At 60.8% G+C, this 24790-nt stretch carries 22 protein-coding genes; 15 read left to right on the top strand and 7 right to left on the bottom strand.

The genetic code is table 11. The features are described 5' to 3' along the window. Positions 1-77: 77 nt before the first annotated feature. The 4 genes from JX292_RS00535 (at position 78) to JX292_RS00550 (ending at position 5379) form a co-directional block, all read left to right on the top strand. A complete protein-coding gene (locus JX292_RS00535; protein WP_204860311.1) occupies positions 78-1205 on the top strand; it encodes a histidinol-phosphate transaminase in 1128 nt (375 codons plus the stop codon). Between the two features lie 373 nt (positions 1206-1578). Then, complete coding sequence (locus JX292_RS00540) at positions 1579-2745, top strand: thiamine pyrophosphate-dependent enzyme (protein WP_204860312.1); 1167 nt, start codon at positions 1579-1581, stop codon at positions 2743-2745. A 2-nt stretch (positions 2746-2747) separates the two neighbouring features. Continuing rightward, positions 2748-3734 carry an alpha-ketoacid dehydrogenase subunit beta gene (locus tag JX292_RS00545; protein ID WP_204860314.1) on the top strand — a complete coding sequence of 329 codons (987 nt, stop codon included), beginning with the start codon at positions 2748-2750 and terminating at the stop codon, positions 3732-3734. A gap of 145 nt (positions 3735-3879) precedes the next feature. Continuing rightward, a complete protein-coding gene (locus JX292_RS00550; RefSeq protein ID WP_204860316.1) occupies positions 3880-5379 on the top strand; it encodes a dihydrolipoamide acetyltransferase family protein in 1500 nt (499 codons plus the stop codon). 118 nt (positions 5380-5497) lie between these two features. On the opposite strand, the gene JX292_RS00555 is transcribed toward JX292_RS00550, so the two are convergent. The 3 genes from JX292_RS00555 to JX292_RS00565 all read right to left on the bottom strand — a co-directional run bounded on the left by JX292_RS00555 (position 5498) and on the right by JX292_RS00565 (position 7501). Continuing rightward, positions 5498-6613 carry a hypothetical protein gene (locus JX292_RS00555; RefSeq protein ID WP_204860318.1) on the bottom strand — a complete coding sequence of 372 codons (1116 nt, stop codon included), beginning with the start codon at positions 6611-6613 and terminating at the stop codon, positions 5498-5500. A gap of 76 nt (positions 6614-6689) precedes the next feature. Further along, positions 6690-7352 carry a sugar O-acetyltransferase gene (locus tag JX292_RS00560; protein ID WP_204860320.1) on the bottom strand — a complete coding sequence of 221 codons (663 nt, stop codon included), beginning with the start codon at positions 7350-7352 and terminating at the stop codon, positions 6690-6692. Beyond that, positions 7352-7501, bottom strand: coding sequence for a hypothetical protein (locus JX292_RS00565; protein WP_204860322.1), 150 nt, complete (start codon positions 7499-7501; stop codon positions 7352-7354). The genes JX292_RS00560 and JX292_RS00565 overlap by 1 nt, the downstream gene beginning before the upstream one ends. A 153-nt stretch (positions 7502-7654) precedes the next feature. Between JX292_RS00565 and JX292_RS00570 the strand changes: the two genes are divergently transcribed. From JX292_RS00570 to JX292_RS00585, 4 genes are all read left to right on the top strand, one after another. Further along, positions 7655-9433 carry a long-chain-fatty-acid--CoA ligase gene (locus JX292_RS00570; protein ID WP_239653552.1) on the top strand — a complete coding sequence of 593 codons (1779 nt, stop codon included), beginning with the start codon at positions 7655-7657 and terminating at the stop codon, positions 9431-9433. A 315-nt stretch (positions 9434-9748) separates the two neighbouring features. Then, positions 9749-10630, top strand: coding sequence for a MetQ/NlpA family ABC transporter substrate-binding protein (locus JX292_RS00575; protein ID WP_204860323.1), 882 nt, complete (start codon positions 9749-9751; stop codon positions 10628-10630). 143 nt (positions 10631-10773) lie between these two features. Further along, a complete protein-coding gene (locus JX292_RS00580) occupies positions 10774-11832 on the top strand; it encodes a methionine ABC transporter ATP-binding protein (RefSeq protein ID WP_204860324.1) in 1059 nt (352 codons plus the stop codon). Then, a complete protein-coding gene (locus JX292_RS00585; RefSeq protein ID WP_204860325.1) occupies positions 11833-12528 on the top strand; it encodes a methionine ABC transporter permease in 696 nt (231 codons plus the stop codon). A 103-nt stretch (positions 12529-12631) separates the two neighbouring features. Here the strand turns inward: JX292_RS00585 and JX292_RS00590 are convergent, their stop codons facing one another. The 4 genes from JX292_RS00590 to JX292_RS00600 all read right to left on the bottom strand — a co-directional run bounded on the left by JX292_RS00590 (position 12632) and on the right by JX292_RS00600 (position 15954). Continuing rightward, positions 12632-13396 (bottom strand): HAD family hydrolase, encoded by a 765-nt coding sequence (locus JX292_RS00590; protein ID WP_204860326.1) that lies wholly within the window; start codon positions 13394-13396, stop codon positions 12632-12634. A 176-nt stretch (positions 13397-13572) separates the two neighbouring features. Then, positions 13573-14082 carry a hypothetical protein gene (locus JX292_RS08960; protein ID WP_239653553.1) on the bottom strand — a complete coding sequence of 170 codons (510 nt, stop codon included), beginning with the start codon at positions 14080-14082 and terminating at the stop codon, positions 13573-13575. Then, positions 14024-14992 carry an FtsX-like permease family protein gene (locus tag JX292_RS00595; RefSeq protein WP_239653554.1) on the bottom strand — a complete coding sequence of 323 codons (969 nt, stop codon included), beginning with the start codon at positions 14990-14992 and terminating at the stop codon, positions 14024-14026. Before JX292_RS00595 ends, JX292_RS08960 begins: the two co-directional genes overlap by 59 nt. Beyond that, complete coding sequence (locus JX292_RS00600) at positions 14992-15954, bottom strand: ABC transporter ATP-binding protein (protein ID WP_204860327.1); 963 nt, start codon at positions 15952-15954, stop codon at positions 14992-14994. Before JX292_RS00600 ends, JX292_RS00595 begins: the two co-directional genes overlap by 1 nt. A gap of 239 nt (positions 15955-16193) precedes the next feature. Here JX292_RS00600 and JX292_RS00605 point away from each other — a divergent pair, with 239 nt between their 5' ends. The 7 genes from JX292_RS00605 to JX292_RS00635 all read left to right on the top strand — a co-directional run bounded on the left by JX292_RS00605 (position 16194) and on the right by JX292_RS00635 (position 24561). Next, complete coding sequence (locus JX292_RS00605) at positions 16194-17480, top strand: histidine phosphatase family protein (RefSeq protein WP_204860329.1); 1287 nt, start codon at positions 16194-16196, stop codon at positions 17478-17480. 34 nt (positions 17481-17514) lie between these two features. Beyond that, entirely contained in the window at positions 17515-18048 is a 534-nt protein-coding gene (locus JX292_RS00610; RefSeq protein WP_239653555.1) for a VanZ family protein, read from the top strand. A 307-nt stretch (positions 18049-18355) separates the two neighbouring features. Beyond that, positions 18356-19147, top strand: a complete 792-nt coding sequence (locus JX292_RS00615; RefSeq protein WP_070649967.1) for a DeoR/GlpR family DNA-binding transcription regulator — start codon at positions 18356-18358, stop codon at positions 19145-19147. Continuing rightward, positions 19147-20097 carry a 1-phosphofructokinase family hexose kinase gene (locus tag JX292_RS00620; protein WP_204860331.1) on the top strand — a complete coding sequence of 317 codons (951 nt, stop codon included), beginning with the start codon at positions 19147-19149 and terminating at the stop codon, positions 20095-20097. The genes JX292_RS00615 and JX292_RS00620 overlap by 1 nt, the downstream gene beginning before the upstream one ends. Positions 20098-20230: 133 nt before the next feature. Next, entirely contained in the window at positions 20231-22243 is a 2013-nt protein-coding gene (locus tag JX292_RS00625; RefSeq protein ID WP_204860334.1) for a PTS fructose transporter subunit IIABC, read from the top strand. A gap of 99 nt (positions 22244-22342) precedes the next feature. After that, the gene (gene ptsP, locus JX292_RS00630) at positions 22343-24037 is read left to right on the top strand and encodes a phosphoenolpyruvate--protein phosphotransferase (RefSeq protein WP_204860336.1); all 1695 of its coding nucleotides are present in this window, start codon (positions 22343-22345) and stop codon (positions 24035-24037) included. Positions 24038-24282: 245 nt separating this feature from the next. After that, on the top strand, positions 24283-24561 hold the full coding sequence (locus JX292_RS00635; protein WP_005504506.1) for an HPr family phosphocarrier protein: 279 nt from the start codon (positions 24283-24285) through the stop codon (positions 24559-24561). The last annotated feature ends 229 nt before the right edge of the window (positions 24562-24790 follow it).

Consider the following 24790-nt stretch of genomic DNA (forward strand, 5'->3'; position numbering starts at 1 on the left):
ATACACCTACTGTCCCCATGCTGGTCTTCGCCCCGGTGGAGCTGGCTCCTCGGCGCTCGCGGGCACATACTGGAACTATGAGCCAGTCAGCTGAACACGCCAACATCCCGGTCCGCCCCGTCTTCGACACCCTGCCTAGCTACGCCGCGGGCAAACCGCCCGCTCCCGTCGAGGGCCTGACCCGGTATAAGCTTTCCTCCAACGAGAACCCGCTGGGTCCCGTGCCCGCGGTGGCGCGTGTGCTGGCCGAATTCGATGCGGTGCACCGCTACCCCGACCCTCTCTCGACCGCCCTGCGCACCGCCCTCGCCGAGCAGCTGGGCGTGGACGCCGAGGATATCGTGACCGGTGCCGGCAGCCTCGGTGCGCTCAACCAGATTATTAAAACCTTCGCGGGCGTTGAGGCCGATGGTGGGCAGAATGAGGTCATCTACGCGTGGCGTTCCTTCGAGGCCTACCCCATTCTCGTCGGCATCATGGGCGCCCGTAGCGTGCAGGTTCCCAACCTACCTAACGGCGCGCACGACCTGGACGCCATGGCCGCAGCCGTCACCGACCGCACCCGCCTGATTCTCGTGTGCACCCCCAACAACCCGACCGGTCCCGCCGTGACCGAGAGCCAGATTCGTGCCTTCCTCGCGAAGGTGCCGGCTACCGTGCCCGTGGTGATTGACGAGGCCTACTTCGAGTTCTGTGCGGTCTCCTCCATCCCGGAGGGAGAAGAGCCCCCGCTGAACGGCCTGGACATCTACCGCGACTACCCGAACGTCATCATCCTGCGCACTTTCTCCAAGGCGCAGGGTCTGGCAGGTTTGCGTGTGGGCTACTCGATTTCGCACCCGCAGATTACCCGCCACCTGCGGGTTGCCGCGACCCCCTTTGCCGTGTCTGCCCTGGCCGAGCGGGCCGCCGTCGCTTCCATCGAACACCAGGACGCCGTCATGGAGCGGGTTAAGCACATCGTGGCCGAGCGTGAGCGCGTCACGGCCCGCTTGCGTGAACTGGGCTACGAATTCCCGAGCACCTACGCCAACTTTGTGTGGCTGCCCCTGGGGGAGCGGACCGGTGAGTTCGTTGACCTCATGAACCGCAATGCTCTTTCCGTGCGTGCTTTCGGGTCCGAGGGCGTGCGCGTGAGCATTGGCGAGGTTGAGGCAAACGACCGTTTCCTGTCCCTGTGCGAGCTCTTTGCGCAAAAGGGCTAATCTCGCTCGACATCGCTGGACGAGCCGGTATTGCGCGGAAGTTCTGGGCACGTGAAGGTGAAGGAACCCTCCTATATATTCGATAATCAGAATATATAGGAGGGTTCCTTCAGCTCTTAAAAACGGCGGGCGATGGCACTGATTTCGACCCGCTCAAATGCTGAATAGTAGCGTGCGATACGTGGTCTTTCAAGCGTGTTCTGAGCGTGCACGTTATTGCCGAGAGCCCGAAATAGTAAACTGGTAGGTATATATGCCCAGTCCTGATGGTGCACCGGCCGTAAATCAGCCTCTCAACCCTCCACCTTTCGTGGAGAATGAGGCTTGGCCCCGGTAGCCCGCAGGCGAAGCCATCGTCACGTGTGGAGGTTAGATGCACGAGAACGACAAGTACCCGGGAGTGCCCGAGCGCATCCAGCTCATGGATGAGAACGGCACCGTCCACGAACACCCCACCTTCAGCCGATACGTCAAAGACGTCGATGGTGATACCCTGCGCGAGGCCTACCGCCTCATGTACACCACCCGCCGCTTCGACGACGAGGCGACCGCCCTGCAGCGTCAGGGTCAGCTCGCCCTGTGGGTTCCTAGCCGAGGTCAGGAGGCTGCACAGGTCGGCTCCGCACTGGCCTACGCCCCCAACGACTACATCTTCCCCTCCTATCGTGAGCATGCCGTTGCCCTGGTGCGCGGGGTGGATTTCCGTGATTTGATTACCATCTTCCGTGGCGCCACCACCCATGGTTGGGATATGAAGGCCCATAACTTCCACACCTACACCAAGGTGCTGGCCGCCCAGACTCTGCACGCCGTCGGCTACGCCATGGGCCTAAACTTCGACGCCGACATCGAAGCTGAAACCGGTAAGCGTCCCACCGGCCAGGGTCAGGCCACCGATCCCGCAACTGATGCTCAGAAGCCTGCCGTCGCGGTCTACTTTGGTGACGGTTCCTCCAGTGAGGGCGACGTTCACGAATCCATGGTCTTCGCGGCATCCTATGATGCTCCGGTGCTTTTCTTCGTGCAGAACAACCGCTGGGCCATCTCGGTTCCCTTCGAGGTGCAGTCGCGCGTGCCGATTTCGACTCGAGCCGTCGGTTACGGTTTCGAGGGTCTGCGCGTGGATGGCAACGATATCCTGGGCGTGCTCGCGGTGACCCGTTACGCTATGGAGAAGATTCGTGCTGGTAAGGGCCCCGTGCTCATCGAGGCTGAAACCTACCGTCTGGGCCCGCACACCACTGCTGACGACCCCACGAAGTACCGCACCGAGGCTGACCTTGAGGGGCCGCTGCATCGCGACCCCATGATTCGTCTTGAGAAGTACCTGCGCGAGCAGGGCTACGCCGACGATGCCTTCTTCGAGGAGGTGGCTGAGTCTGCCCAGAAGGTTGCCTCCGGGGTGCGTGATGCCGTGCTTTCTTGTGAGGTGGCTGATTTTGAGCATTTCTTCGACCGTGTCTACGCCCAGGAGCATCAGCAGGTTGAGGACGACCGTAAATTCTACCGTACCTACAATGCAGGCTTTGAAGAGGAGTAAAGATGAGCGAAAACATTGAGCGTTTGACCCTCGCCAAGGCCATTACCCGCGGCCTGGAGGATGCCCTGGAGGCTGACCGCACCGTGGTTCTACTCGGTGAGGATATTGGTAAGCTCGGTGGCGTGTATCGCGTGACCGAGGGCTTGCAGGCCCGCTTCGGTAACCGCCGCGTCATGGATACTCCTCTGGGGGAGTCCGGCATTATCGGTAGCTCCATCGGCATGGCGCTGCGCGGCTACCGCCCCGTTCCGGAGATTCAGTTTGATGGCTTCGTCTTCCCTGCGTTCAATCAGATTACGAGCCAGCTTGCGAAGATCCACAACCGCACCGATAAGCAGTACATTGTGCCGGTGACGATTCGTATTCCCTACGGTGGCGTGATTGGTTCGGTAGAGCACCACTCCGAGTCACCCGAGGCGCTGTTTGCTCACACTGCCGGCCTGCGCATTGTGACCCCTTCGAACCCGCATGATGCCTACTGGATGACTCGCAAGGCGATTGAGTGCCCGGATCCGGTCATTATCTTTGAGCCGAAGCGCCGCTACTGGCTCAAGGGAGACGTGGACCTGAACGACACGTCCTTCGACCCGTTTAGCGCCAAGGTCGTGCGTGAGGGTACCGATGCCACGATTGTCGCGTACGGTCCGCTGGTGCCGGTGGCTCTGGCTGCCGCGGAGGCCGCAGTGGAAGACGGTCGCTCGATCGAGGTAATTGACCTGCGCTCGATTTCTCCGCTGGATGTGCCGACCGTTGCCGCCTCGGTGGCGAAGACTGGCCGACTGATTATTGCTCATGAGGCTCCCACGTTCGGTGGTGTGGGTGGTGAGCTGTCGGCTGCGATTACGGAGCGTTGCTTCTACAGTCTGCAGGCCCCGGTGATTCGCGTGGGCGGTTACTACATGCCGTACCCGGTTTCCCGCGTGGAGGAGGAGTACGTACCGGATATTGACCGCATCCTGGAGGCGGTTGATCGCGCTTTCGATTACTAGGCGCGGCTTTCGGGGTTGGTATGTGTGCCCCCTCTTGATGCTTCGTTCTGAGGTGTGTTGTCGGCCTTTGGTTGGTGGCGCGCCGCGGCGGGTAGGACCGCCCATAATATTCCATATAGGGTATATGCCCTAGTGAGAGGTAGATATGTCCCAGATTTTTTCGCTTCCCGACGTGGGCGAAGGCCTGACCGAGGCTGAAATCCTCAGCTGGAAGGTCGCAACCGGCACCGAGGTAGCTATCAACGATGTGCTGGTTGAGATTGAGACCGCCAAGAGCGTTGTCGAGCTGCCCTCACCCTACGCCGGCACCGTCGAAGAACTGATGGTCGCCGAGGGTGAGACCGTCGAGGTGGGTACCCCCATCATCCGAATCTCCGGTGGTGATGGCACGGCCCCGGCCGCCCCCGTAGCCCCCCAGCAGGAGACCGAATCCGGTACCGCGCTGGTTGGGTCCGGCCCCAAGGCGGACGCCGTCAAGCGTCGCGCGCGCAAGCGTCCTGCCTCCGCAACTCAGCCCGCACCTGCCGCCTCCGTAGCACCTGCGGCACCGGCAACTCAAGCAGCTCAGGCACCGGTGGCGCACACCCCCTCCGCTCCGGTGAACCGCAACCAGGGTCTGCTGAGCGAGCTGGCTGAGCGTGCCTCTCGCTTTGTGGAGAACAGCCCCCTGAACTCGGTGGTTCAGCGTCTGGCACACGAGCCCGTTGCCGCCCAGGCTTCGGCTCCCGCCACGGCCCTACCGCCCGAACAGGTTCCGTACCGCCCGACCCTGGCGGCTCCTCCGGTGCGTTTGGCCGCTAAGGAACTCGGTGTCGACCTGGCTCAGGTGACCGCTACCGGCGCCCGCGGCCAGGTGACCAAGCAGGACCTCATGAACTACGTTGCCCACCTGAAGGACGTGCAGCACAGCGGTGCCCGCCAGCCCTTCTGGCAGGATGCAAGCACCCCGGGCGACCGCATTGAGCGCATCCCGGTGCGTGGCGTGCGTAAGGCCACCGCGAAGGCTATGGTCGCCTCGGCCTTCAGCGCCCCGCACGTGTCGATTTTCGTGGACGTAGATGCATCCCGCACCATGGAGTTCGTCAAGCGCCTGAAGAAGTCCCGCCACTTTGAGGGCGTGAAGGTCACTCCGTTGTTGGTTCTGGCCGCCGCGGTGATTTGGGCTGCTGAACGTAACCCGCAGGTGAACGCGACCTGGACCGATAGCGAAATTCAGATTAAGCACTTCATGAACCTGGGTATCGCGGCCGCTACCCCGCGCGGCCTGATGGTTCCGAACATTAAGGACGCCCAGGAGCTGTCCCTGCGTGAGCTGGCGGTTGCGCTGAACAACCTGACTACTCGCGCCCGTGAGGGTAAGACTCAGCCCGCTGAGATGGCGAACGGCACCCTGACCATTACGAACATTGGTTCGCTGGGTATTGATACCGGTACCCCGATTATTAACCCGGGTGAGGTTGCGATTGTTGCCTTCGGTACGATCAAGCAGAAGCCGTGGGTGGTTGATGGCGAAGTGATTCCTCGCTGGGTGACGACCCTGGGTGGCTCGTTCGATCACCGCGTGGTGGATGGCGACCTCTCGGCTCGCTTCATGGCTGATGTGGCGGCCATCCTGGAGGAACCGGCCCTGCTGCTGGATCACTAGGCATAATTTCAGCGGCCCCGAGGAGTCGTGAAATGTGAAGACCTCCGGCGCACGTAGCGTGCGTCGGAGGTCTTCGTGTTTTATACCGGCGTCGGTGCGGTGCCCGGTGCTTCGGAGGTTAGCCGTCCTCGCGCTCCAGCTGGGTGTGTGGGTGCTTGTCCACGCGGCGGTGGTAGATTTGCCCGCAGGCGCCGCCAATGAGGGCTCCCAGGAAGCTGAGCGCCAGGATGAGCAGGATGGCGAGCAGGCCGTTAGATGCGTCCCCGTCCATGAGCCGCTGCATGGAGAATGCGGCGGTACCGTTCGGGAAGATTTGCGGCACCAGGTAGGTGGCTAGCGAAGCCACGATGAGGCCCATGATGTGCCATAGCCATACCGCGATGCCCTGTTTGGTTCCGGCGAATCGCGTCATGCGTCCGGCGGCGTATCCGCCGATGAGGTAGGCCCCGAAGATGAGGATGCTCAAGGCGGCTGCCGTGGGGATGACGGAGGATTCTCCGGAGAGTAGCCGTCCGATGACGCTGTGGTACTCAAGGGATTGTTCCTGCCCGGTGACGGTGAGCCAGGCGCCGATACCCCAGCGGCCGCCGTCTATAAGGGTGATGGCCACGAGCCAGCCGAGTAGGCCCGGGAGCACGTGCATGCGGGAGTACCGTTCCTTCTGCATTTGCAGGGCGGTGGCGGCGGTGAGCACGGGCTCGCTGGGCTGGATAACGGGCGGCTGTGCGGGCTGACCTGCGGGGGAGGGGATGGCGAAGCGACCACGCTGAGCGGGCTGTTCCGGAGCGCGCGGTGCGGTGTTCTGCGGTGTTCCCTGCGGGGTAACGCCGGGTGCCGTTCCGTGGCTGTTGGGGTTCTGCGTGCCGCGGTGTTCGGGTACGTTCGGGGCAGATGCGGTGCTCGCCGCGGCGTTCGGTGCGGAGGCGGAACCCGCGGATATACCACTATCCGAGCCGGGGGTGTTGAGCCAGCTGAAGGCGCTTTCCCCCTCCTCCGAGGCGTTCCCGTCATCCTGCGGGCTGGGGGCCGGGATGGGGCTGGGGAAGGCGCGGGTCGCCTCCCCGTCGGCGTCGGCGGTTCGCGATTCGGCGCGGCGTGAGGCGGCCTGCTGCAGGTCCTCGGCGGTCAGTACGACCGTGGGGTCGTCGGAGGCGAAGGCTGCGTCCCACAGGTCCTGGTCGCTGGGCGCGGAGTTGCTGTTGCCCTTTGCCAGCTGGTTGTGTTGTGTATTCATGGTTTCCGTTAACGGGGTTCTCTGGGATTGTTGGGTGACCCGGTGTGGGTGGCCCGCGGGTCGGGCGGCTCTTAGCCTACTCGCTGTGTTCGGTTTGGAAGGCCCGGGCCTCTTCGATGGATTCGGCGGAGTAGGGGTGGGGGTGTGCGGGGCGTTCGTTCTCGTCGAGGGTGCGAACCACGCGGCCGGGGTTGCCTACGACGACGGAGTTTGCGGGGACGTCCTTGGTGACGACGGTACCTGCACCAATCACGGAGTTCTTGCCGATGGTCACGCCGCCCAGGATGATGGCGCCTCCGCCGATCCAGACGTTGTCTTCAACCGTGATGGGTTCGCCGCCCTCCCAGTACGCTGCGCGGTCGACGGGGTTGAGCGGGTGGGTGGGGGTCAGGAACTGCACGTTGTTGCCGACGAGCACGGTGGAGCCGATACGGATCGGGCAGACGTCCAGGAATACGCAGTCGAAGTTGAAGAAGGAGCCGTCGCCGATGTAGGTGTTCACGCCGTAGTCGAAGCGTGCGCCGGGGCGGATGTGGGAGTGCTCGCCCAGGTGGCCGAGGTTTTCGCGGTAGACGTGCATGGCTTGGGCCTGCTCGCCTCGGGCGTAGTGTTCTTCTGCGAGGACGGTGGCGGCGTGGATGCGCTTAGTCTGTGCGGCGCATTCGGCGTCGGGCATGTAGGCGGCACCGGAGATCATGCGGTTGAAGACGTCGCCGGTGGGGTGCTGCGGGGTGTGCATTAGTGGGCTCCTCCCATAAGGTAGACCAGGGCGATGATTGCTAGTCCAAAGAGAATGACGACTCCTCCGGCGATTGCAAATCGTTTGGAAATTTCGCGGAGAAGCTGCTTGAACTGCTCGTCGGTTATGTCCTGCTGTCGTTTACTCATGCTTTAAGTATCCCAGAGTTGTGTCGAAGGCACCTGGGGGAGAGGCGTGATATAGGCTGTGCGGGCTTTGTTAGCTGGGAGCCTGCCGTGAAGATGGCGTGGAAAGGTGCTGGAAGTTGAGCTGAGGGGCTGTCGGCGGGCACAATCGAAGGCATGACTGAGGCTCAGAAGAACATAAATGCGGGGGATACTACCCCCGGGAGCGCCGCGGTGTTCGGCGTGTCCACTGCCGATTCCGGCGAGAACCCTCTGGCGCATCGCCCCTGGTTGAAGAACTATACTCCGTGGACTGTACGCGATATTGAGCTGCCCGAGACGTCGTTGAGCCACCTCATTGACGAGGCGGTTCGCACCGTACCGCATAAGGTGGCGTTGGAGTTTTTTGGCGCGACCACGACGTACGCCGAGTTGGGTGACCAGATTGAGCGTGCGGCGGAGGGCCTGCGCGTGGCTGGTGTGCAGGCCGGTGACCGTGTGGCGCTGATTTTGCCGAATTGTCCTCAGCATATTGCGGCGTTTTATGCGATTTTGCGTCTGGGCGCGATTGTGGTGGAGCATAATCCGCTGTATACGGGCGCTGAGTTGCGTCACATGTTCGAGGATCATGGTGCGAAGGTCGCGATTGTGTGGGACAAGATTGCCTCGCATATTACGGGTCTTCCGGCAGATATCCGCCCGAACCATATTTATTCGGTGAACATGATTTCGGCGATGCCTGCGCTGATGCGTACCGCGTTGAAGTTGCCTTTGAAGAGTACGCGTGCTTCGCGTGAGAAGCTGACTGGTTCCGCTCCGGGGACTATTTCGTGGGCTCAGCTGCTTAAGAGTGAGCGTATTGACCCGTCGCATCGCCGCCCGACGGCGCACGATATTGCGCTGTTGCAGTACACCTCGGGCACGACCGGCCTGCCGAAGGGCGTGATGCTCACGCACCGCAACCTGGAGTCGAACGGCCGTATGGGTGAGGCGTGGATTAACCCCGGTGATGATGAGGTGATTTACTCGGTTCTGCCGTTGTTCCACGCGTACGGCATGACCCTGGGCGTGACGATTGCGTCGCTGTGCCGTGCCCGTCTGGTGCTATTCCCGACCGTGGACATGGACCTGATTTTGAAGGCGATGAAGAAGACTCGTCCGACAATTCTGCCTGCGGTTCCGCCGGTGTATCGTCGCCTGATGGATGAGGCGAAGAAGCGCGGCGTGTCCCTGGAAGGTATCCGTTACGCGGTGTCGGGTGCGATGAACCTGCCGCCCGAACTGGTTGCCGAGTGGGAGGAAGCTTCCGGTGGTTTCATGGTGGAGGGTTACGGCCTGACCGAGTGTGCCCCGCTGGTTTCGTGTAATCCGTTGAATGATACGCGCCGTGCCGGCTCGATTGGTGTGCCGTTCCCGTCTACCGATATTCGTGTGGTGGATCCGGAGACGAGTGCGGATGTGCCCCTTGGCGAGGAGGGCGAGCTGTGGGTGAACGGTCCTCAGCGTTTCATGGGTTATTGGAAGCGTGAGGACGAGACCGCGAAGACTATCACCCCCGACGGCTGGTTGCGTACCGGCGATATTGTGCGCCTGGATGAGGATTTCTTCATTCAGATCGTGGACCGCATCAAGGAGGTTATTATCACCGGCGGTTTCAACGTCTCTCCGAGCGAGGTGGAGGTCGCCCTCAAGCAACACGATACGGTTGCGGATGCGGCGGTGGTCGGTATTCCGCTACCCGGCGGTGGCGAAATGGTCGTGGCCGCGGTGGTGCCCGCCCCCGGGCGTGTGGTGGAGGAGCACACCCTGCGTGAGCATTGTTATTCGAAGGTGACTCGCTATAAGGTGCCGCGCCGCATCGTGGTTGTGGATGATTTGCCGCGTTCGATGCTGGGCAAGGTGCTACGCCGTAAGGTGCGGGAGCAGCTGATTGCTTCGGGCGAGTTTGAGCAGTAGTACTGGCTGATGTGCTGCCCGCCCGTAACGTGTGGGTAGATGGGAGCGTCGGCCCGGGTTTTAGGCCCGGGCCGACGCTTTTGTTTGCGCGGATGGACGGGTGGCGGGGTGCAGGCTTTTCGAATAATCACAGTGTGACGAAATATGACGAAATATGACGAGCTTGACGTTCTGTGTCTCATGATTGCCCCTCAACTTCCACCGTCGCCCCTGTGCGTGCTGTAATTGTCCCATCGTCATTCGCATCGGCTTGTCGGCGCTCTATGCCCCGTATCCGGTGAAGCACATCATCATTCAACAGAAAGATTCATAGCCGTGAAGAAGTTTGCTGCTGCTCTCGCAGTTGTCCCCATGGTCTTTGGCCTGGCCGCTTGCGGTTCCACCTCGAACTCCTCTTCTTCCTCCTCCTCGAAGAAGGTCACCATCGGTGTGGTCGGCTCCGAGAAGTTCAACAAGACCCTGAAGGAAGAAGCTAAGAAGCAGGGCATCGACATTGAGTACAAGGAGTTCAGCGCATACACCGAGCCGAACCCCGCCCTGGACGCCGGTGACATTGACATGAACCGCTTCCAGCACATCGCGTACCTGTCGAACTACAACGTCAGCGCTAATAAGGACCTGCAGATTGTCGGCCCGACCGTGATCTACCCGATGGCCCTGTTCTCTAAGAAGCACACCAAGCTGGCTGACATCCCCCAGGGCGGCGAAATCGTCATCCCGAACGACACCGTGAACGAGGCACGTGCACTGAAGCTGCTGAAGACCAACGGTCTGGTCACCTTCAAGAAGGCAGACGTGGACTCGCCCACCATTGACGATATTGACACCTCCGCTTCTAAGGTGAAGGTCACCCCCGTCGACGCAACCCAGACTGTGGTCGGCATGGAGTCCGCTGACGGCGCTGTTGTGAACAACGACTTCCTCAAGGACGCAGGCCTGAAGCCCGCAGACGCACTGGCTCAGGACGACCCCAAGAGCGACCCCTCGGCCATCAAGTACGTGAACCTGTTCGTCGCTCAGAAGGACAAGGCTGACGACGAGACCTACAAGAAGATTGTTGAAATCTTCCACACCAAGCCCGTCATGGATGCTGTTCAGGAAGAGACCCGCGGCACCGCCGTTGAGGTCAACGTGAGCACCGACGAGCTGCGTCAGTCCCTGGCCAACGAAGAGGCCAAGCTGCGCGCCAAGAAGTAATCTTCTGACAATACGCCTCTCGTAGGCACACGCAAGGCGGTAAGCCCGGGTACCCGATGCGGGTCAGAAGGGCTTACCGTCCTTTGCGTACCGGCGCCGAGTCCCCTGGCGCCCCAACCACGACATTTAACGGATACAAAACTATGAGTGAACAGCTAGAAGAGGTCGTAGAAGGCCTCCCCCAGCCCATGGTGATTCTGGACGGCGTGTCTAAGGTCTTCGGCAACGGCCCTAAGGCAGTAACCGCCGTGGATAACGTCTCCCTCACCATTAACCGCGGTGAAATCTTCGCCATTATCGGCTACTCCGGTGCCGGTAAGTCCACCCTCGTCCGCCTCATCAATGGTCTCGAAACCACTACCAGCGGCACGCTGATTGTGGACGATTTCGAAATCTCCGGTAAGCGCGACTCTGAGCTACGTAAAGCCCGCACGAACATCGGCATGATTTTCCAGCAGTTCAACCTCATGAACTCCCGCACCGTGCTCGGTAACGTTGAGTTCCCGCTGAAGATTGCTGGCTGGTCGAAGAAGAACCGCCGTGCTCGCGCCTTGGAGATGCTTGAGTTCGTGGGCTTGGCAGACCGTGCAGGTCACTACCCGAACCAGCTCTCCGGTGGTCAGAAGCAGCGTGTGGGCATTGCTCGTGCGCTCGCAACTAATCCGGCTCTGCTGTTGGCTGATGAGTCGACCAGCGCGCTGGACCCCGAGACCACCCATGAAGTGCTCGCGCTGTTGAAGAAGGTCAACCGTGATCTGGGCGTGACCGTCGTGGTCATTACCCACGAGATGGATGTGGTCTCCACTATCGCTGACCGCGTGGCGGTCATGGAGTCCGGTCGCGTGGTGGAAGAGGGCAACGTGTACGATGTCTTCTCCAACCCGCAGACCGATGTGGCAAAGCTCTTCGTAGCAACCACCGTGAAGCTGGCCCCCACTGGCAAGGAAGCAGCTGAGCTGCGCGCAAACCACAGGGGTTACCTCGTCAACGTTGAGATTGTGGAAGGTAACCAGGAGCTCGGTAAGGTGCTGTCCTACCTGGGTGCCCGTAACGTCCGCTTCAACATTGTGGGCGGCGGTATTGAGACCCTGCAGGGTAAAGCCTACGGTACCCTCACCCTGGAGTTGCTTGGCGAAATCACCAGCATTGATGCTGCCGTTGCCGAACTGAAGACTGTTGCCCGCGTGCAGGAGGTGCGCTAAATGTTTGCTACTACTCTTCCGCTGGCCGCTTCGAAGACCGACTGGAGTGAGTTCCTACCTGAGAAGCTTGTTCCGGCTATCGGTGACACCTTCTACATGGTGTCTATCACCATGTTGTGCGCCGGCCTGGTCGGCCTGGTGGTGGGTGCTCTGCTGTACACCACCCGTGCAGGTAATATCTTCCAGAACCGCTTCGTCTACACGATTCTGAACATTCTGGTGAACGTGATTCGCCCGATTCCGTTCATTATTTTGATTGCGGCTCTGGGCCCGCTGACTAGTGCAGTGGTGGGCACCCGCCTGGGCGTGAACGCCGCGGTCTTCGCAATGAGCTTCGGCGCGGCTTTCGCTATTGCCCGTATTGTGGAGCAGAACATGGTCTCCATTGACCCTGGTGTGATTGAGGCGGCCCGCGCGATGGGCGCTTCGAAGATGACCATCCTGTTCACCGTGATGATTCCGGAGGCGCTTGGCCCGCTGATCCTGGGTTACACCTTCCTCGTCATCGGCGTGGTGGACATGTCCGCAATGGCCGGTTACGTGGGTGCTGGCGGTCTGGGTAAGATTGCGATTGTGGACGGCTACCAGCGCTTCAACGACGAGATCACCTGGGCTGTTGTGGCGATTATTATCGTCCTGGTTCAGCTGGTTCAGTTCATCGGTAACGCACTGGCTAAGAAGGTTATGCGCCGATAGGCTAACGCTGTTATAGGCGTCAGAAGACCCCCGGTCTGCTCTTCAGGAGCGGGCCGGGGGTCTTTCTTTATGTTGTCTATGAGACGAGGTGGCGGGGTGCTGTTTAGCCCTGCGCCGCTTCAGACTGTTGCGCCGCCTCAAGCTTGGCAACCCAGGTGCGGGCCGCCTCCCACAGGTGCGGGTCCTTGAACGAATCGAAGCGCCCAAAACCGGTCGGAGCCTTCTGCAGGTCGGTACCTTCTGGAACGTAAATCATGACCTTCGTGCCGGCGTCACGGGCGGCCTGAGCACCCGCGGGGGAGTCCTCGAATGCCAGCGCCTCGTGGCCTTCAAAGCCGAGGCGGCGTGCCGCCTCCAGGTACATGTCCGGTGCCGGCTTGCCCGCGGTAACGTCCTCGCTGCTGACCCAAGTACGCACCAGAGGAGCGTAGCCGTAATTTTCCATCTTGACGGTGAGGATACCCGAGGTGGAATTGGAGGCTACGGCCACGGGCATGTGCTCGCTCAAAAAGCCCAGGAACTCCTGTGCACCGTCGATGAGTTCCACACCTGCGGAGATAATCTGGCGCTCGGTGGCCAGCAAATCCTGGGTGATGTGCGCGTGGTGCTCGGCGTACTCTGCGGAGGCGGTGTCCGGCTTCTGACCGGTCTGCGCCTCGTAGGAGAGCACAGCAAGCTCCCGGGCTACGTCAGCTGCCGCCAGGCCGGTGAGGCGCTCCTCCACCTCTTCGGTGAAGGGAATAGACCAGCGGGCGAAAAGTTCACGCTGTACGTCATTCCACACGGTCTCGGAGTCGAGCAGAATGCCGTCGCAGTCGAAGATGGCGCAGCGGGGGAACCAAGCGGAGGGTACGGTGTGTTCAAACATAATGCCAGTCTCTCACAGGGGCATCGGGGAAGGAAGCACCAGCCCGGTGCCTGAGGAAACATGCGGAGCCGTGCCTCGCCCACGGAACGAAAGACCGGGCGGGACGGAAGCTCACACAAAAACCCTCCCGCCGCGTCCAAAAGAGAACGCAACGGGAGGGTAGAAGCTCAAACAGCTTAGAGAGCGGAGACCGGCTTATGAGTCACCTGACGCATAAACGGAATGGTCGCCAGCAGACCCACATAGACCAGCACCAGACCCAGCGCAATAGCGCCGAAGGTCAGACCGAACATCTTCGCCAGCACCCCACCGGGAAGACCCTGCGCCGCAATCAACGCCGTCAGCGGCAGACCCAGCAGTGCAGAAATCACGCTGATGAGCACCAGCGGACCGAAGACCACGGTCAGGCGCGAAGCCTGCAGTAGCTTCGTGGGGGTACCCATCATGTTCAGCGAAGAGTACAGCGAACCGCGCTCATAAATGGCGGCGCTCTGGTTCAACACCGCGGAGAGGGTGACCAGCAGGTACGAGAAGAACAGCATCAGCAGCATGCCCTGGAACATGTCCGCCATGATGGTCATGAAGGGGCCGGCGGCGGGACCGGCTTCCTTCGCCGTCTTGTTCATCTCACCCGCCAGAATCAGGATGGGGCCGAAGAAGGTCACCAAGAAGGTCGACAGTGCCACACCCGAAAACCTGGCGCCACGCACCACGTGGGGACTCTAGCACCGCACGGTAACCCAGCAGAACCGACGCCTTCTGGGCCATACGCACACGAATCTTCGCGTACGCCCACACCAGGAAGGTACCGATCAGGTCGATGGCAACCATCATCAGCACACCCGGCAACGCAATGAAAATCGCCAGGTTCTTAATAGCGCTATCGGCACCGCCGTTCTGGAAGGGCGAGAACATGCTGAAGCCCGTAGAGGTTGACGCCAGAATCATCACGGCAATAATCAGAACAACACCGATACCCAGGGCAATGTAACCGGCGGATCCAGCCTTCGCACGGGTACGCACACCCAGCGGGCTGATGCTGACCTTCGCCAGACCGAAGAGGGAGCTCAGAGCCGCCAGAACCATACAGCCCAGGAAACAGTAGAAAATCATGCTTACCGGCAGGAGCATATTCTCAGCCCCCAGCGGGACGTTCATGAAGTGCAGGGCACCGAAGGGGAAAATCAGCACCAGGTAGAGCAGCAGACCAATGATGAAACCCACGAAGGAGTACACTAGAGCGTCCGCCACCGACAGACCCACAATCAGGGTCGTGGAGGCACCAATCAGGCGCAGGGACGCCAGGCGCTCGTCACGGCGGCGGGCACTCAAACGAGCCGCTGAAGCACCCAGGGTAAAGAGCGGAACAACCAGGACTAGGGCGGCAACCCACGCCAAACCCATGTAGAGCTTCTGAATACCCATCGTATCGATGAGCTCATGGTCAACATTGGCGTGCTCAAGCCAAGTGCTCAGCGCCTGAACACCACCGGCAACCGTCAAAAACAGTGCCGAGGAGGCCGCAAAAGCCAACACAGGAAGAATCGCCTGCGAACTCCATAGGGTTCGCTTGGCGAGCAGAGCATAGATTTGCATTATGCACCTGCCTGAGGCTGAACACCGGGGTTCAGGAAGCTGTTCTGCGCGGGTACGCCGCCCTGGCTATTGCGCTGATCGCTCACAATCTGACCGTCCTGCAGATACACCACGCGGGAGCACGCCGCCGCCACGTTCGGGTCGTGAGTGACCACCAGCAGAGTCTTACCCTGCTGCGGAATCATGGTCAGCAGTAGCGCCATCACCTCGCGTGCAGTCTTCGAATCCAGCGCGCCGGTCGGCTCATCCGCAAAGGTCACGGGCGCGCCGTTCACCTGCGAACGGGCAATCGCCACACGCTGAGCCTGACCGCCGGACATCTCACCCATACGGCGGTCCAGCATCTGGCCCAGGCCCAGGCGATTCAACAGGTCAGCGGAAATGGCGCGTGCCTGCTGGCGGGGAACACCGGCAATCATCGCGGCGAGAGAAACGTTCTCCTCCGCAGTCAGCTCGGGAACCAGCAGACCCTGCTGGAACACGAAACCAAACGAGTTAGCGCGCAGGGAGGTGCGCTCGCGCTCACTGAGGGACTCCACCGCCACCTGGCCGGTAGGGGAGTTGAACAGCACAGAACCGGCATCGAGCTTAATAATGCCCGACAGCGCGTGCAACAGGGTGGTCTTACCCGAACCGGAAGGACCCATAATTGCCACGGATTCGCCGGGGAAAATATCGAGGCTCACGTTACGTAGTACCGGGTTATTGCCGTAGGACTTGTGCAGGTTACGGGCAGAAATAATCGCGCCGCGTGCGAAGGGTGCCTGCTGCATCTGCTGAGGTGCCTGTGCCGGGTAGCCCTGCTGGGGCTGGCTCTGGTAATAACCCGCCTGGTTCGGCCGAACGGGCTGACCGGGCTGACCGGAATACTGACCGGCAGGCTGCGCCGTCTGCGGAGGGGTCATTGAGTACGGGTTCTGAGCCTGGAACTGCGGGTTCTGAGATTGAGGATTCTGCGTCATAGCAACCTTCATCGGATATGAACTAACGGAAGTACCCCTCTATCATCTCAGCTTATTGGCGGCTCAACCCTCCCCCTGAGGGCTGAAAAATATGGGAATACGCTGAGAAAAAGGGCCGAAGCGGCGCGGGATGCAGCCTTTCACTTCATCCTCCGGTATGACACCGGCGCCCTAGACGGTGCACCGGTAGTATGACCCCAAGCCCTTGAACTCGCGAGGGTGAGTGCGATACTAGAAAGATGACCGACACACAGAACACTCCTATCATTACTCCCGTCGCGCCCGAACCGCACGGAACCCGCATCATCCTCATGCGCCACGGACAGACCGACTGGAACATCGACCACCGTTTCCAGGGCGGCACCGACATTCCCCTCAACGACACCGGCCGCGACCAGGTGCGCACCGCCATCGGCGCGCTCAAACAAGCCCGCAACGAAGGCACCGTCGTTGACCTGGTGCTTTCCTCGCCCCTAAGCCGCGCAGCCGAAAGCGCCGAAATCGTGGCCGAAGGCCTGAACATACCCTACCGAGGTGCCGTTGACGGCTTCCAAGAACGCTCCTTCGGCGAGCTGGAGGGGCAGATCGCCACCCGCGAGCTAGTCCTCGCCTCCCGCGAATCCGGTGAGGAATACGGCGTGGAACCCACGGAAGAATTCATCGCCCGTGGCCTAGCGGCCCTGAACCGTGTGCGCCGCGAGTACAACGGCCAGACCGTGCTGGTGGCAACCCACGGCATGTTCATCGCGCTGATGATGAACGCCCTGCTGGGGGAGCGCCCCGACTGCCTCACCGAGGAAGGGTTCTACCCGATTCCTGTCAACGCCTCCCTGACCGAAGTGCCCCTGCAATACCTGGACAGCACCATCGACCGCCTGCTCGTACGTCAGAACGAACCCGACTTGGGGCCCGAACCCCTACCCGCCGGCGCTGAGAACACCACCCTCACCCTGATTCGCCACGGACAGACCGACTGGAACAAGACGAACCTCATGCAGGGCGTCACCGACATTCCGCTCAACGACACCGGCCGCGAACAGGCACGCGCCACCGGCCAGAAGCTGGCAGATATGGGCCTGAACTTTACCGTGCTGGTCTCCTCCCCGCTATCGCGCGCCTTCGAAACCGCACAGCTGGTCGGTGAGCACTTCGACCTGCAGGTGGACAAGACCTACCCCGAGCTGGTTGAGCGCACCTACGGTGACGGCGAAGGCCTGGATATTCCCGCCCCCGAACGTCGCGCCCCCGAACGCTACTACCCGAACGTGGAATCTGAGCGTGACCTGTACATCCGCACGGTGCGCGTGCTACGCCAAATTGTGCGGGACTACGCAAATCGAGGCGAAGAACAGAAGATTATTGCCGTCAGCCACGGCAGCCTGATTCGTCGCGCTCTCTCCGCGGCCGCCGGTGAGGAATGGACGGTAACCGTGCCGAACGCCGAACCGCTGGTGCTAGACGTTCCCGGCCTCTTCGCGTGGGACTCCTCGCGATACACCGATGAGGCAGGGCGCATTGTCTGGTAAAGCGCACCCCGAAAGCGGAGCGTCTAACCGCTGGATGCATGAGGTATCCGCCGCCCCCGAGACGGTAGCGGAATCACCCACCTCAGCTCGTCCCCTCTCGAAGGGGATGCGTGTACTCCGCGGCGCCCTTTGGATTCTTACTGCACTGTACTGCCTGGTTGTGGCGAGTATTGTATTCGCCCCCGTTCACGTGGACGACAACGAAATGGGCGGCGCTCTCGTAACCTGGCTGGACGCGGGCCACGCCGAGGGCTGGTTGCCACAGTTCGTGACCTACTCCACCATTGAGCAGCTCTCAAACGTCATCATGTTCATGCCCGGCGGCTTCCTCTTCGCGCTGCTGCTGGGCCGCGCCGCGCGCCGCCACGTGCTGTACGCTGGCTTCGTGGTGAGCGCGTGCATCGAGATAATTCAGTGTTTCATGCCCAACCGCACGGGGGATTTGGTGGATGTGCTCATGAACGGTACGGGTGCCCTAGTGGGTGCGGCCTGCGCTTTCTGGGTGCACCGGGTACTTCGCAAACGTAGGGAACGTCAAGGTAGGGAGTCTGGCGCATCGGTCGCTTGACCGGTGTGTGTCTGCGGCCGACCCGTGTGGCCCACAAAACAAAACCCAACGTCTCATCGAGTCAAACAGACATAATCGTTCATATTAGATGGCAAATGATGTGGTTTCTGTAGGGAACAAAGGGTGATATTCCCCTAAAAGAGGCGTTTTATATTGACCCGCCCACAAAAACCCACATAAAATCAAGTATGATATTGGAGGTTCTGCGGGTGCATTGAACTCGCATTCCGCGAAGAATGCACCCGCGATAAGAACACACCATAGATACGCACAGATTTCCTATCCACTACCGAAAGAACACGAATTTATGTTCGCAGAAGAACGCCGTGCCGAAATTGCAAAGCTCGTTGCCTCCGCACGCCGCGTGAACGGCGCAGATCTGGCCCGCCGATACGATGTGACCATGGAGACCGTGCGCCGTGACCTTGCTGCTTTGGAAGAAGCCGGTAAGCTTCGTCGCGTCCACGGCGGCGCAGTAACCATCGAGCAGTCCACCTCTCTGGAATCATCCATCTCATCCCGTCAGGGCATGAACACCCCGGAGAAGCGCCGCATCGCCACCAAGGCCTACCAGATGCTCCGCGATTCTGAGTCGGGCTCCATTGTCCTGGACGCGGGTTCCACCATCGAGATCCTCGCAGACCACATTGGTGCCGAGAACTTCAGCCTCAAAACCGGCAATGACCGCATCATTATCACCCATGCGCTGCACATCGCTGTTAAGCTTGCTGAGGCCGAGGGTGTGACCCTCGAGCTGGTGGGTGGCCAGCTACGCAAGATGACCTGGGCCGCCGTCGGTGCTCGTGCGGCTGAGCACTTCGGCACGATGCGCCCCGACATCGCGTTCATCGGTGCCAACGGCATCGAAGCACACTTCGGCATCTCCACCCCCGGCATGAACGAAGCCATTGTCAAGACCGCGATTTGCAAGTCTGCCCGTCGTGTGGTCCTGCTATGCGACTCCGCGAAGTTCGGTCAGGAGTCCCTGGTCCGCTTCGCTGGATTTGAGGATATTGACACCCTCATTACCGATCGCGAACCCGAAGGTGCCCTTCGCCAGGCGCTCGAGGCCGCCAATGTTGAAATTGTGATCGCCTAGTGATTATTACCCTGACCGCAAACCCCAGCCTGGACCGCACGATTGAGCTCGGCGCGCCTTTGGCCCACGGTGCCGTGCAGCGTGCCATCGGCGCCGTGCAGGATCCCGGGGGTAAGGGCGTGAACATTTCGCGTGCTCTGCAGGTTTCCGGTGTCCCGACCCTGGCGATTGTGCCCGGTGAGGCTACCGACCTGGTACTGACCGCCCTGTCTGCGGCGGAGGTTGAGTTTGCCCACCTGCCCACCGGTGAGCCGATTCGCTCGAACATCACCGTGGTGGACCCCGACGGTACCACCACCAAGCTGAACGCTCCCGGCACCCACTTTGATGCGCAGCTGCGTGAGAGACTGGACGCCCTGGTGATTGAGTGCTCCAAGGGCGCTGAATGGGTGGTCCTGGCTGGCTCTCTGCCTCCGGGTCTGGAGCCCACCTACTATTCCGAGCTGGTGGCGGCCCTACGCGCCTCGGGTTATGCGGGCAATATTGCGATTGATACCTCCGAGGCGCCGCTGATTGCGACTGTTGCGGGTAAGCACAAGCCCACGCTGATTAAGCCCAATTCCGAGGAGCTGGCCCAGCTGACTGGTAGCGATAACTGGGAGGAGCTGGAGGCCAGCCCGGAGCTGACGGCCCGCACCGCTCAGAAGCTGCTGGGTGGCGGTATTGAGTATGTGCTGGCCACCCTGGGTGGCGCAGGTGCGGTGCTCGTGACCGAGCAGGGTATCTGGCACGCTGTGCATGAGCCGGTTCAGGTGCGTAGCACGGTGGGTGCCGGTGATTCGTCACTGTCCGGTTTCTTGATTGCGCACACTCGCGGTGCGGATGCATCCGGTTGTTTGGTGCAGGCGGTGGCTCATGGTTCTGCGGCGGCGGCTTTGCCGGGTACCCGTATGCCTTCGCTGAATCAGACTACCCCTGAGAAGGTTACTATTCGCTCGATTCGGCTCTGATAAGGAGCGAAGCATCACTGACATAAATATTCTAATTTGAGAATATTTAACTTGGGTTCTACACACACTTAAAGCATGGGAGAGGACGTTCCTGCCAGAGCACCTCACCTCCACTCCAACTCGAGGAAATAACATGTCCGATTTGATCACCGCAGATCTTGTCCTGCTGGATGAGAATCTCGGCGACACCCGGTTCGACGTCATCGCTAAGCTCGCCGAAGCCGTCGTCAAGGCTGGCCGCGCGGCCGACTTTGAGCAGCTCTACGCGGCTGCTGAGGCTCGCGAGTCCAAGACCGACACCGGTATTCCCGGCGGTATTGCTATCCCGCACTGCCGCAGTGCCGCTGTCACCGAGCCGACCCTGGCCATGGCTCGCCCCAACCCCGCCGTATCGTTCGGCGCTAAGGACGGCCCCGCCGACCTGATTTTCTTCATCGCGGCCCCCGACGGTGCTGACCAGGCTCACCTGAAGCTACTGTCGGCCCTGGCCCGTTCTCTTATGAAGAAGAGCTTCACCGCGTCCCTGCGCGAAGCCTCCTCGGCTGAAGAGGTTGTTGAGCTGGTCAACGGTGCGCTGGGCGTGGGTGAGAAGAAGGCGGAGGCGATGCCTGCTGAGGCCGTTGCTACCCCGGCTACTGCTGAGCAGGAAGCCCCGAAGGCGTCTGAGGGTGCCCCGGCCATGAAGAAGCTTGTTGCTGTGACCGCGTGCCCCACCGGCATTGCTCACACCTACATGGCCGCGGATGCCCTCAAGTACGCTGCCGAGGAGCTCGGCTACGACCTGAAGGTTGAGACTCAGGGATCCTCGGGTAATGAAACCCTGAGCCAGGCCGATATTGATGCCGCCGACGCCGTGATTTTCGCGGTGTCCGTGAATGTGCGTGACCGCAACCGCTTCGCCGGTAAGCCCTTCGTGGAGTCCCCCGTCAAGCGCGGTATCGACGAGCCGAAGGAAATGATTGCTGAGGCCCTGGCCGAGGCCGAGAACCCGAACGGCGCCCGTGTGGCTGCCGCCGCATCCACCTCTGATGACAGCGCCGGCGCCTCTGAGGGTGCCTGGGGATCACGCATCTACAAGGCCGTGATGACCGGTATCTCCTACATGATTCCGTTTGTTGCCGCCGGCGGTATTCTGGTGGCTCTCGGCTTTGTTTTTGAGGCCATCACCATGCCGAACCTGGGCGATGTGGACACCAAGGCGATTCTTGGCTCCGCAACCCTGTTCAATCTGGGTGACGTGCACTGGACCCTGTACCTGGGCGCTGTTCTGCAGACCATCGGTGGCTTTGGCCTGAGCCTGATGGTTCCGGCCCTGGCCGCGTACATTGCGTACGGTTTGGCTCAGCGTCCCGGTATTGCTCCGGGCTTCATCGCCGGTTCGGTGGCTCTTGCGGTGAACGCGGGCTTCCTGGGCGGTATTGTGGGCGGTATTCTTGCCGGTCTGATTGCGTACGCTCTGGGCACCCTGAAGTTGCCCCGCTGGCTGGGTTCTATGATGCCCGTGGTTGTTACTCCGCTGGTGACTTCTCTGGTGACCGGCCTGGTCATGTACCTGTTGCTCGGTGCGCCCCTGGCTTGGGTGATGACCACCCTGCAGGATTGGCTGACCTCGATGTCGGGTGGCTCCGCCCTGGTGCTCGGCCTGATTCTGGGCGCCATGATGGCCTCCGACCTGGGCGGCCCCATCAACAAGGCTGCTTATCTTTTTGCAACCGCTGGCTTGTCTTCGGGTGCGGCCGTGAACCAGGAGATTATGGCTGCCGTCATTATTTCCGGTATGGTTCCGCCACTGGCTATGGCTCTGGCAACCACCCTGCGTCCCAAGCTGTTCAACGAGAACGAGCGTGAGAACGGTAAGGCCGCTTGGTTGCTGGGGGCATCCTTCATTTCTGAGGGTGCTATTCCCTTCGCCTCGGCTGATCCTGCCCGAGTCATTCCCTCGACCATTGTGGGTGGTGCCCTCGCCGGTGCCATCTCGATGAGCGCTCACGTGGCCTCTCCGGCACCGCACGGCGGCATCTGGATTATTGGCCTGGCGCAGAACCCGCTGATGTTCTTCGTTGCCGTGCTGGCCGGTACTGTGGTGTCGGCTCTGGTGTACGTTGTGCTGAAGTCCGTGGGTGCCCGCTCTAAGGCATCCGCCTAAACCGTAGACCTCATCTTCTGATTGACTCATAATCTACAGGGGACAGCGCGGGTAGAACGCGTTACACTGTAGAGAACCCACAGATAGGATATGAATTCCATGACTACCTACAAGGGCGTCGGCGTCTACGCCGGTCGCGTGATTGGCCCGGTTCTTCAGATGCCCAAGCCTATTGAAGAGCCTAAGGATGGCCTGCGTCTGAGCGGTGAGACCGCCGAGGCAGCCGCACAGCGCATCAAGGACGCTTCGGTCCGCGTGAAGGAAGACCTGCTCGCTCGTGCAGAGCACGCTAGCCGTGACGGCAAGGCTGTGCTGAAGTCTACCTCTCAGATGGCTACTGACCGTGCTCTTATCAAGAGCGCTGTTAAGCTGGTTGAGACTCAGGAGATGGCTCCTGAGCGTGCTATTTGGGAGGCTGCAACCTCCTTCGCTGACCAGATGGCTGCCCTGGGCGGCTACATGGCTGAGCGTGTGACTGATATCCACGACGTGCGTGCCCGCATTGTTGCTGAGCTGACCGGCCAGCAGGCCCCCGGCATCCCCGTTTCGGATGAGCCGTTCATCCTAGCTGCTATCGACCTGGCACCGGCTGACACCGCGACCTTGGACCCCGAGAAGGTTATCGCTCTGATTACCTCTGACGGTGGCCCCCAGGCACACACCGCTATTCTGGCTCGCGGCCTGGGTCTGCCCGCTATTGTGGCGGCTAAGGGCGTGACCGAGATTGCTGACGGCACCATCGTCTACGTGGACTCCAACGAGGGCATCGTTGATACCGAGCCGACCGACGCTGACCGTGAGGCAGCGATTAAGTACGCGAACCGCAAGCCTATCGCTGAGTTTGATGGTGTGGGCGTGCTGGCTGACGGTACCCGCGTTGAGCTGTATGCAAACGTTGGTGACGGCAAGTCCGCTGAGAAGGCTGCAAGCCTGAAGGCTGAGGGTGTTGGCCTGCTGCGCACCGAGTTCGGCTTCCTGGGCCACGACTCTGAGCCTTCTATCGAGACTCAGGCTAAGACCTACAAGTCCGTGTTTGACGCATTCCCCGGCAAGCACATCGTGGTTCGTACCCTGGATGCTGGTGCTGATAAGCCCCTGCCGTTCCTGAACGTGAACCCCGAAGAGAACCCTGCACTGGGTGTTCGTGGCTTCCGTACCGACTGGACCGTTCCGGGCGTTCTGACCCGCCAGTTGGAGGCTATCAAGGTTGCGTCGGAGGATTCTGACGCTGACATTTGGGTGATGGCTCCGATGATTTCGACCACCTCCGAGGCACGCAACTTCGCGAACATGCTCAAGGAGATTGGCCTGCCCGTTCACGGTGTGATGGTTGAAACCCCCGCAGCTGTGATGAACGCTGAGGCTATCCTGGGCGAGGTCGACTTCGTGTCCATCGGTACCAACGACCTGACCCAGTACACCATGGCGGCTGACCGTCTGCTGGGCGATTTGGCTCACCTGAACAACCCCTGGCAGCCTGCTGTGCTGAAGATGATTAAGATGACCGTTGAGGGTGCTCAGCGTGCATCGGTCACCGCGGGTAAGAAGAAGTACGTGAGCGTCTGTGGTGAGGCTGCTGCTGATCCCGCTCTGGCTGTTGTGCTGATTGGTTTGGGTGTCGACACCCTGTCCATGAACGCTGGTGCTATTCCCGCTGTGGCTGCCGTGCTGAAGTCTGTCACTAAGGAAAAGGCACAGCAGATTGCTGCTATTGCTCTGCAGCAGATTTCTTCTGCTGAGGCGAAGGACACTGCACGTGCGGCTCTGCCGATTCTGGACGAGCTGGGCCTCTAATCTGAGAGCTACTGAGGTTCAGGCTTCCCCTGCGTCGGGTAGGGAGGGCTGCTGAGCTGGCCGGCTGGTGGGCCGGAATATTCACGATGCCGGGTGTAGTGATTATTTCTACACCCGGCATTTTTATGTTTGTTGGCGCGGGGCTAAACGGTACAATTTATAGGGTAAGGGCGGGTCCTGAAGCGCCCCGTTCATTTAGAATAGGGACTGATATATTTCGGTTCCTTGATCAAAGGAGAAACATAATGGCAGAGCGCGAAGCCACTATCGCAAGCCGTGTCGGCCTGCACGCACGTCCGGCAGCAATTTTCGCTGAGGCAGCTGGCGACCTTCCCGTCGAGGTCACCATCGCAGCTAAGGGCGAGCCCGCCGATGAGGCTATGGATGCAGCATCCATTCTGTCCCTGATGTCCCTGGGCGCAAAGCACGGCGATGTTGTCGTTCTGCGCGCTGAGGGTGAGGGCGCTGAAGAGGCTCTGGACTCGCTGGTTAAGATCCTCGAGACCGACCACGACGCTGAGTAAGTAATCTCGGTCTTCGGGCCGGGCCGCCGTATTCCGTCACCTACGGGTGCGGGAACGAGCACACAATACGTAGATATCCCGTCACTGAGGTGGCGGGATATTTTGTTGCCTGTGTTTCTTCACTGAGGGGGGCCGGCCACCAAGAGCGGGGAGAAACGGGTTGCGTGAAGGGGATGGGGAATTTGATGAGGAACCTAGTCACGGAGGCGTACCTCTCGCATCGCTCCCT

This window comes from Rothia mucilaginosa, assembly GCF_901875305.1.
In the GTDB taxonomy this organism is placed as follows: domain Bacteria; phylum Actinomycetota; class Actinomycetes; order Actinomycetales; family Micrococcaceae; genus Rothia.

Coding starts and splice junctions, on each gene's coding strand:
- JX292_RS00535 (WP_204860311.1), top strand. CDS start 78: ATGAGCCAGTCAGCTGAACACGCCAACATCCCGGTCCGCCCCGTCTTC.
- JX292_RS00540 (WP_204860312.1), top strand. CDS start 1,579: ATGCACGAGAACGACAAGTACCCGGGAGTGCCCGAGCGCATCCAGCTC.
- JX292_RS00545 (WP_204860314.1), top strand. CDS start 2,748: ATGAGCGAAAACATTGAGCGTTTGACCCTCGCCAAGGCCATTACCCGC.
- JX292_RS00550 (WP_204860316.1), top strand. CDS start 3,880: ATGTCCCAGATTTTTTCGCTTCCCGACGTGGGCGAAGGCCTGACCGAG.
- JX292_RS00555 (WP_204860318.1), bottom strand. CDS start 6,613: ATGAATACACAACACAACCAGCTGGCAAAGGGCAACAGCAACTCCGCG.
- JX292_RS00560 (WP_204860320.1), bottom strand. CDS start 7,352: ATGCACACCCCGCAGCACCCCACCGGCGACGTCTTCAACCGCATGATC.
- JX292_RS00565 (WP_204860322.1), bottom strand. CDS start 7,501: ATGAGTAAACGACAGCAGGACATAACCGACGAGCAGTTCAAGCAGCTT.
- JX292_RS00570 (WP_239653552.1), top strand. CDS start 7,655: ATGACTGAGGCTCAGAAGAACATAAATGCGGGGGATACTACCCCCGGG.
- JX292_RS00580 (WP_204860324.1), top strand. CDS start 10,774: ATGAGTGAACAGCTAGAAGAGGTCGTAGAAGGCCTCCCCCAGCCCATG.
- JX292_RS00585 (WP_204860325.1), top strand. CDS start 11,833: ATGTTTGCTACTACTCTTCCGCTGGCCGCTTCGAAGACCGACTGGAGT.
- JX292_RS00590 (WP_204860326.1), bottom strand. CDS start 13,396: ATGTTTGAACACACCGTACCCTCCGCTTGGTTCCCCCGCTGCGCCATC.
- JX292_RS00595 (WP_239653554.1), bottom strand. CDS start 14,992: ATGCAAATCTATGCTCTGCTCGCCAAGCGAACCCTATGGAGTTCGCAG.
- JX292_RS00600 (WP_204860327.1), bottom strand. CDS start 15,954: ATGACGCAGAATCCTCAATCTCAGAACCCGCAGTTCCAGGCTCAGAAC.
- JX292_RS00605 (WP_204860329.1), top strand. CDS start 16,194: ATGACCGACACACAGAACACTCCTATCATTACTCCCGTCGCGCCCGAA.
- JX292_RS00610 (WP_239653555.1), top strand. CDS start 17,515: ATGCATGAGGTATCCGCCGCCCCCGAGACGGTAGCGGAATCACCCACC.
- JX292_RS00615 (WP_070649967.1), top strand. CDS start 18,356: ATGTTCGCAGAAGAACGCCGTGCCGAAATTGCAAAGCTCGTTGCCTCC.
- JX292_RS00625 (WP_204860334.1), top strand. CDS start 20,231: ATGTCCGATTTGATCACCGCAGATCTTGTCCTGCTGGATGAGAATCTC.
- ptsP (WP_204860336.1), top strand. CDS start 22,343: ATGACTACCTACAAGGGCGTCGGCGTCTACGCCGGTCGCGTGATTGGC.
- JX292_RS00635 (WP_005504506.1), top strand. CDS start 24,283: ATGGCAGAGCGCGAAGCCACTATCGCAAGCCGTGTCGGCCTGCACGCA.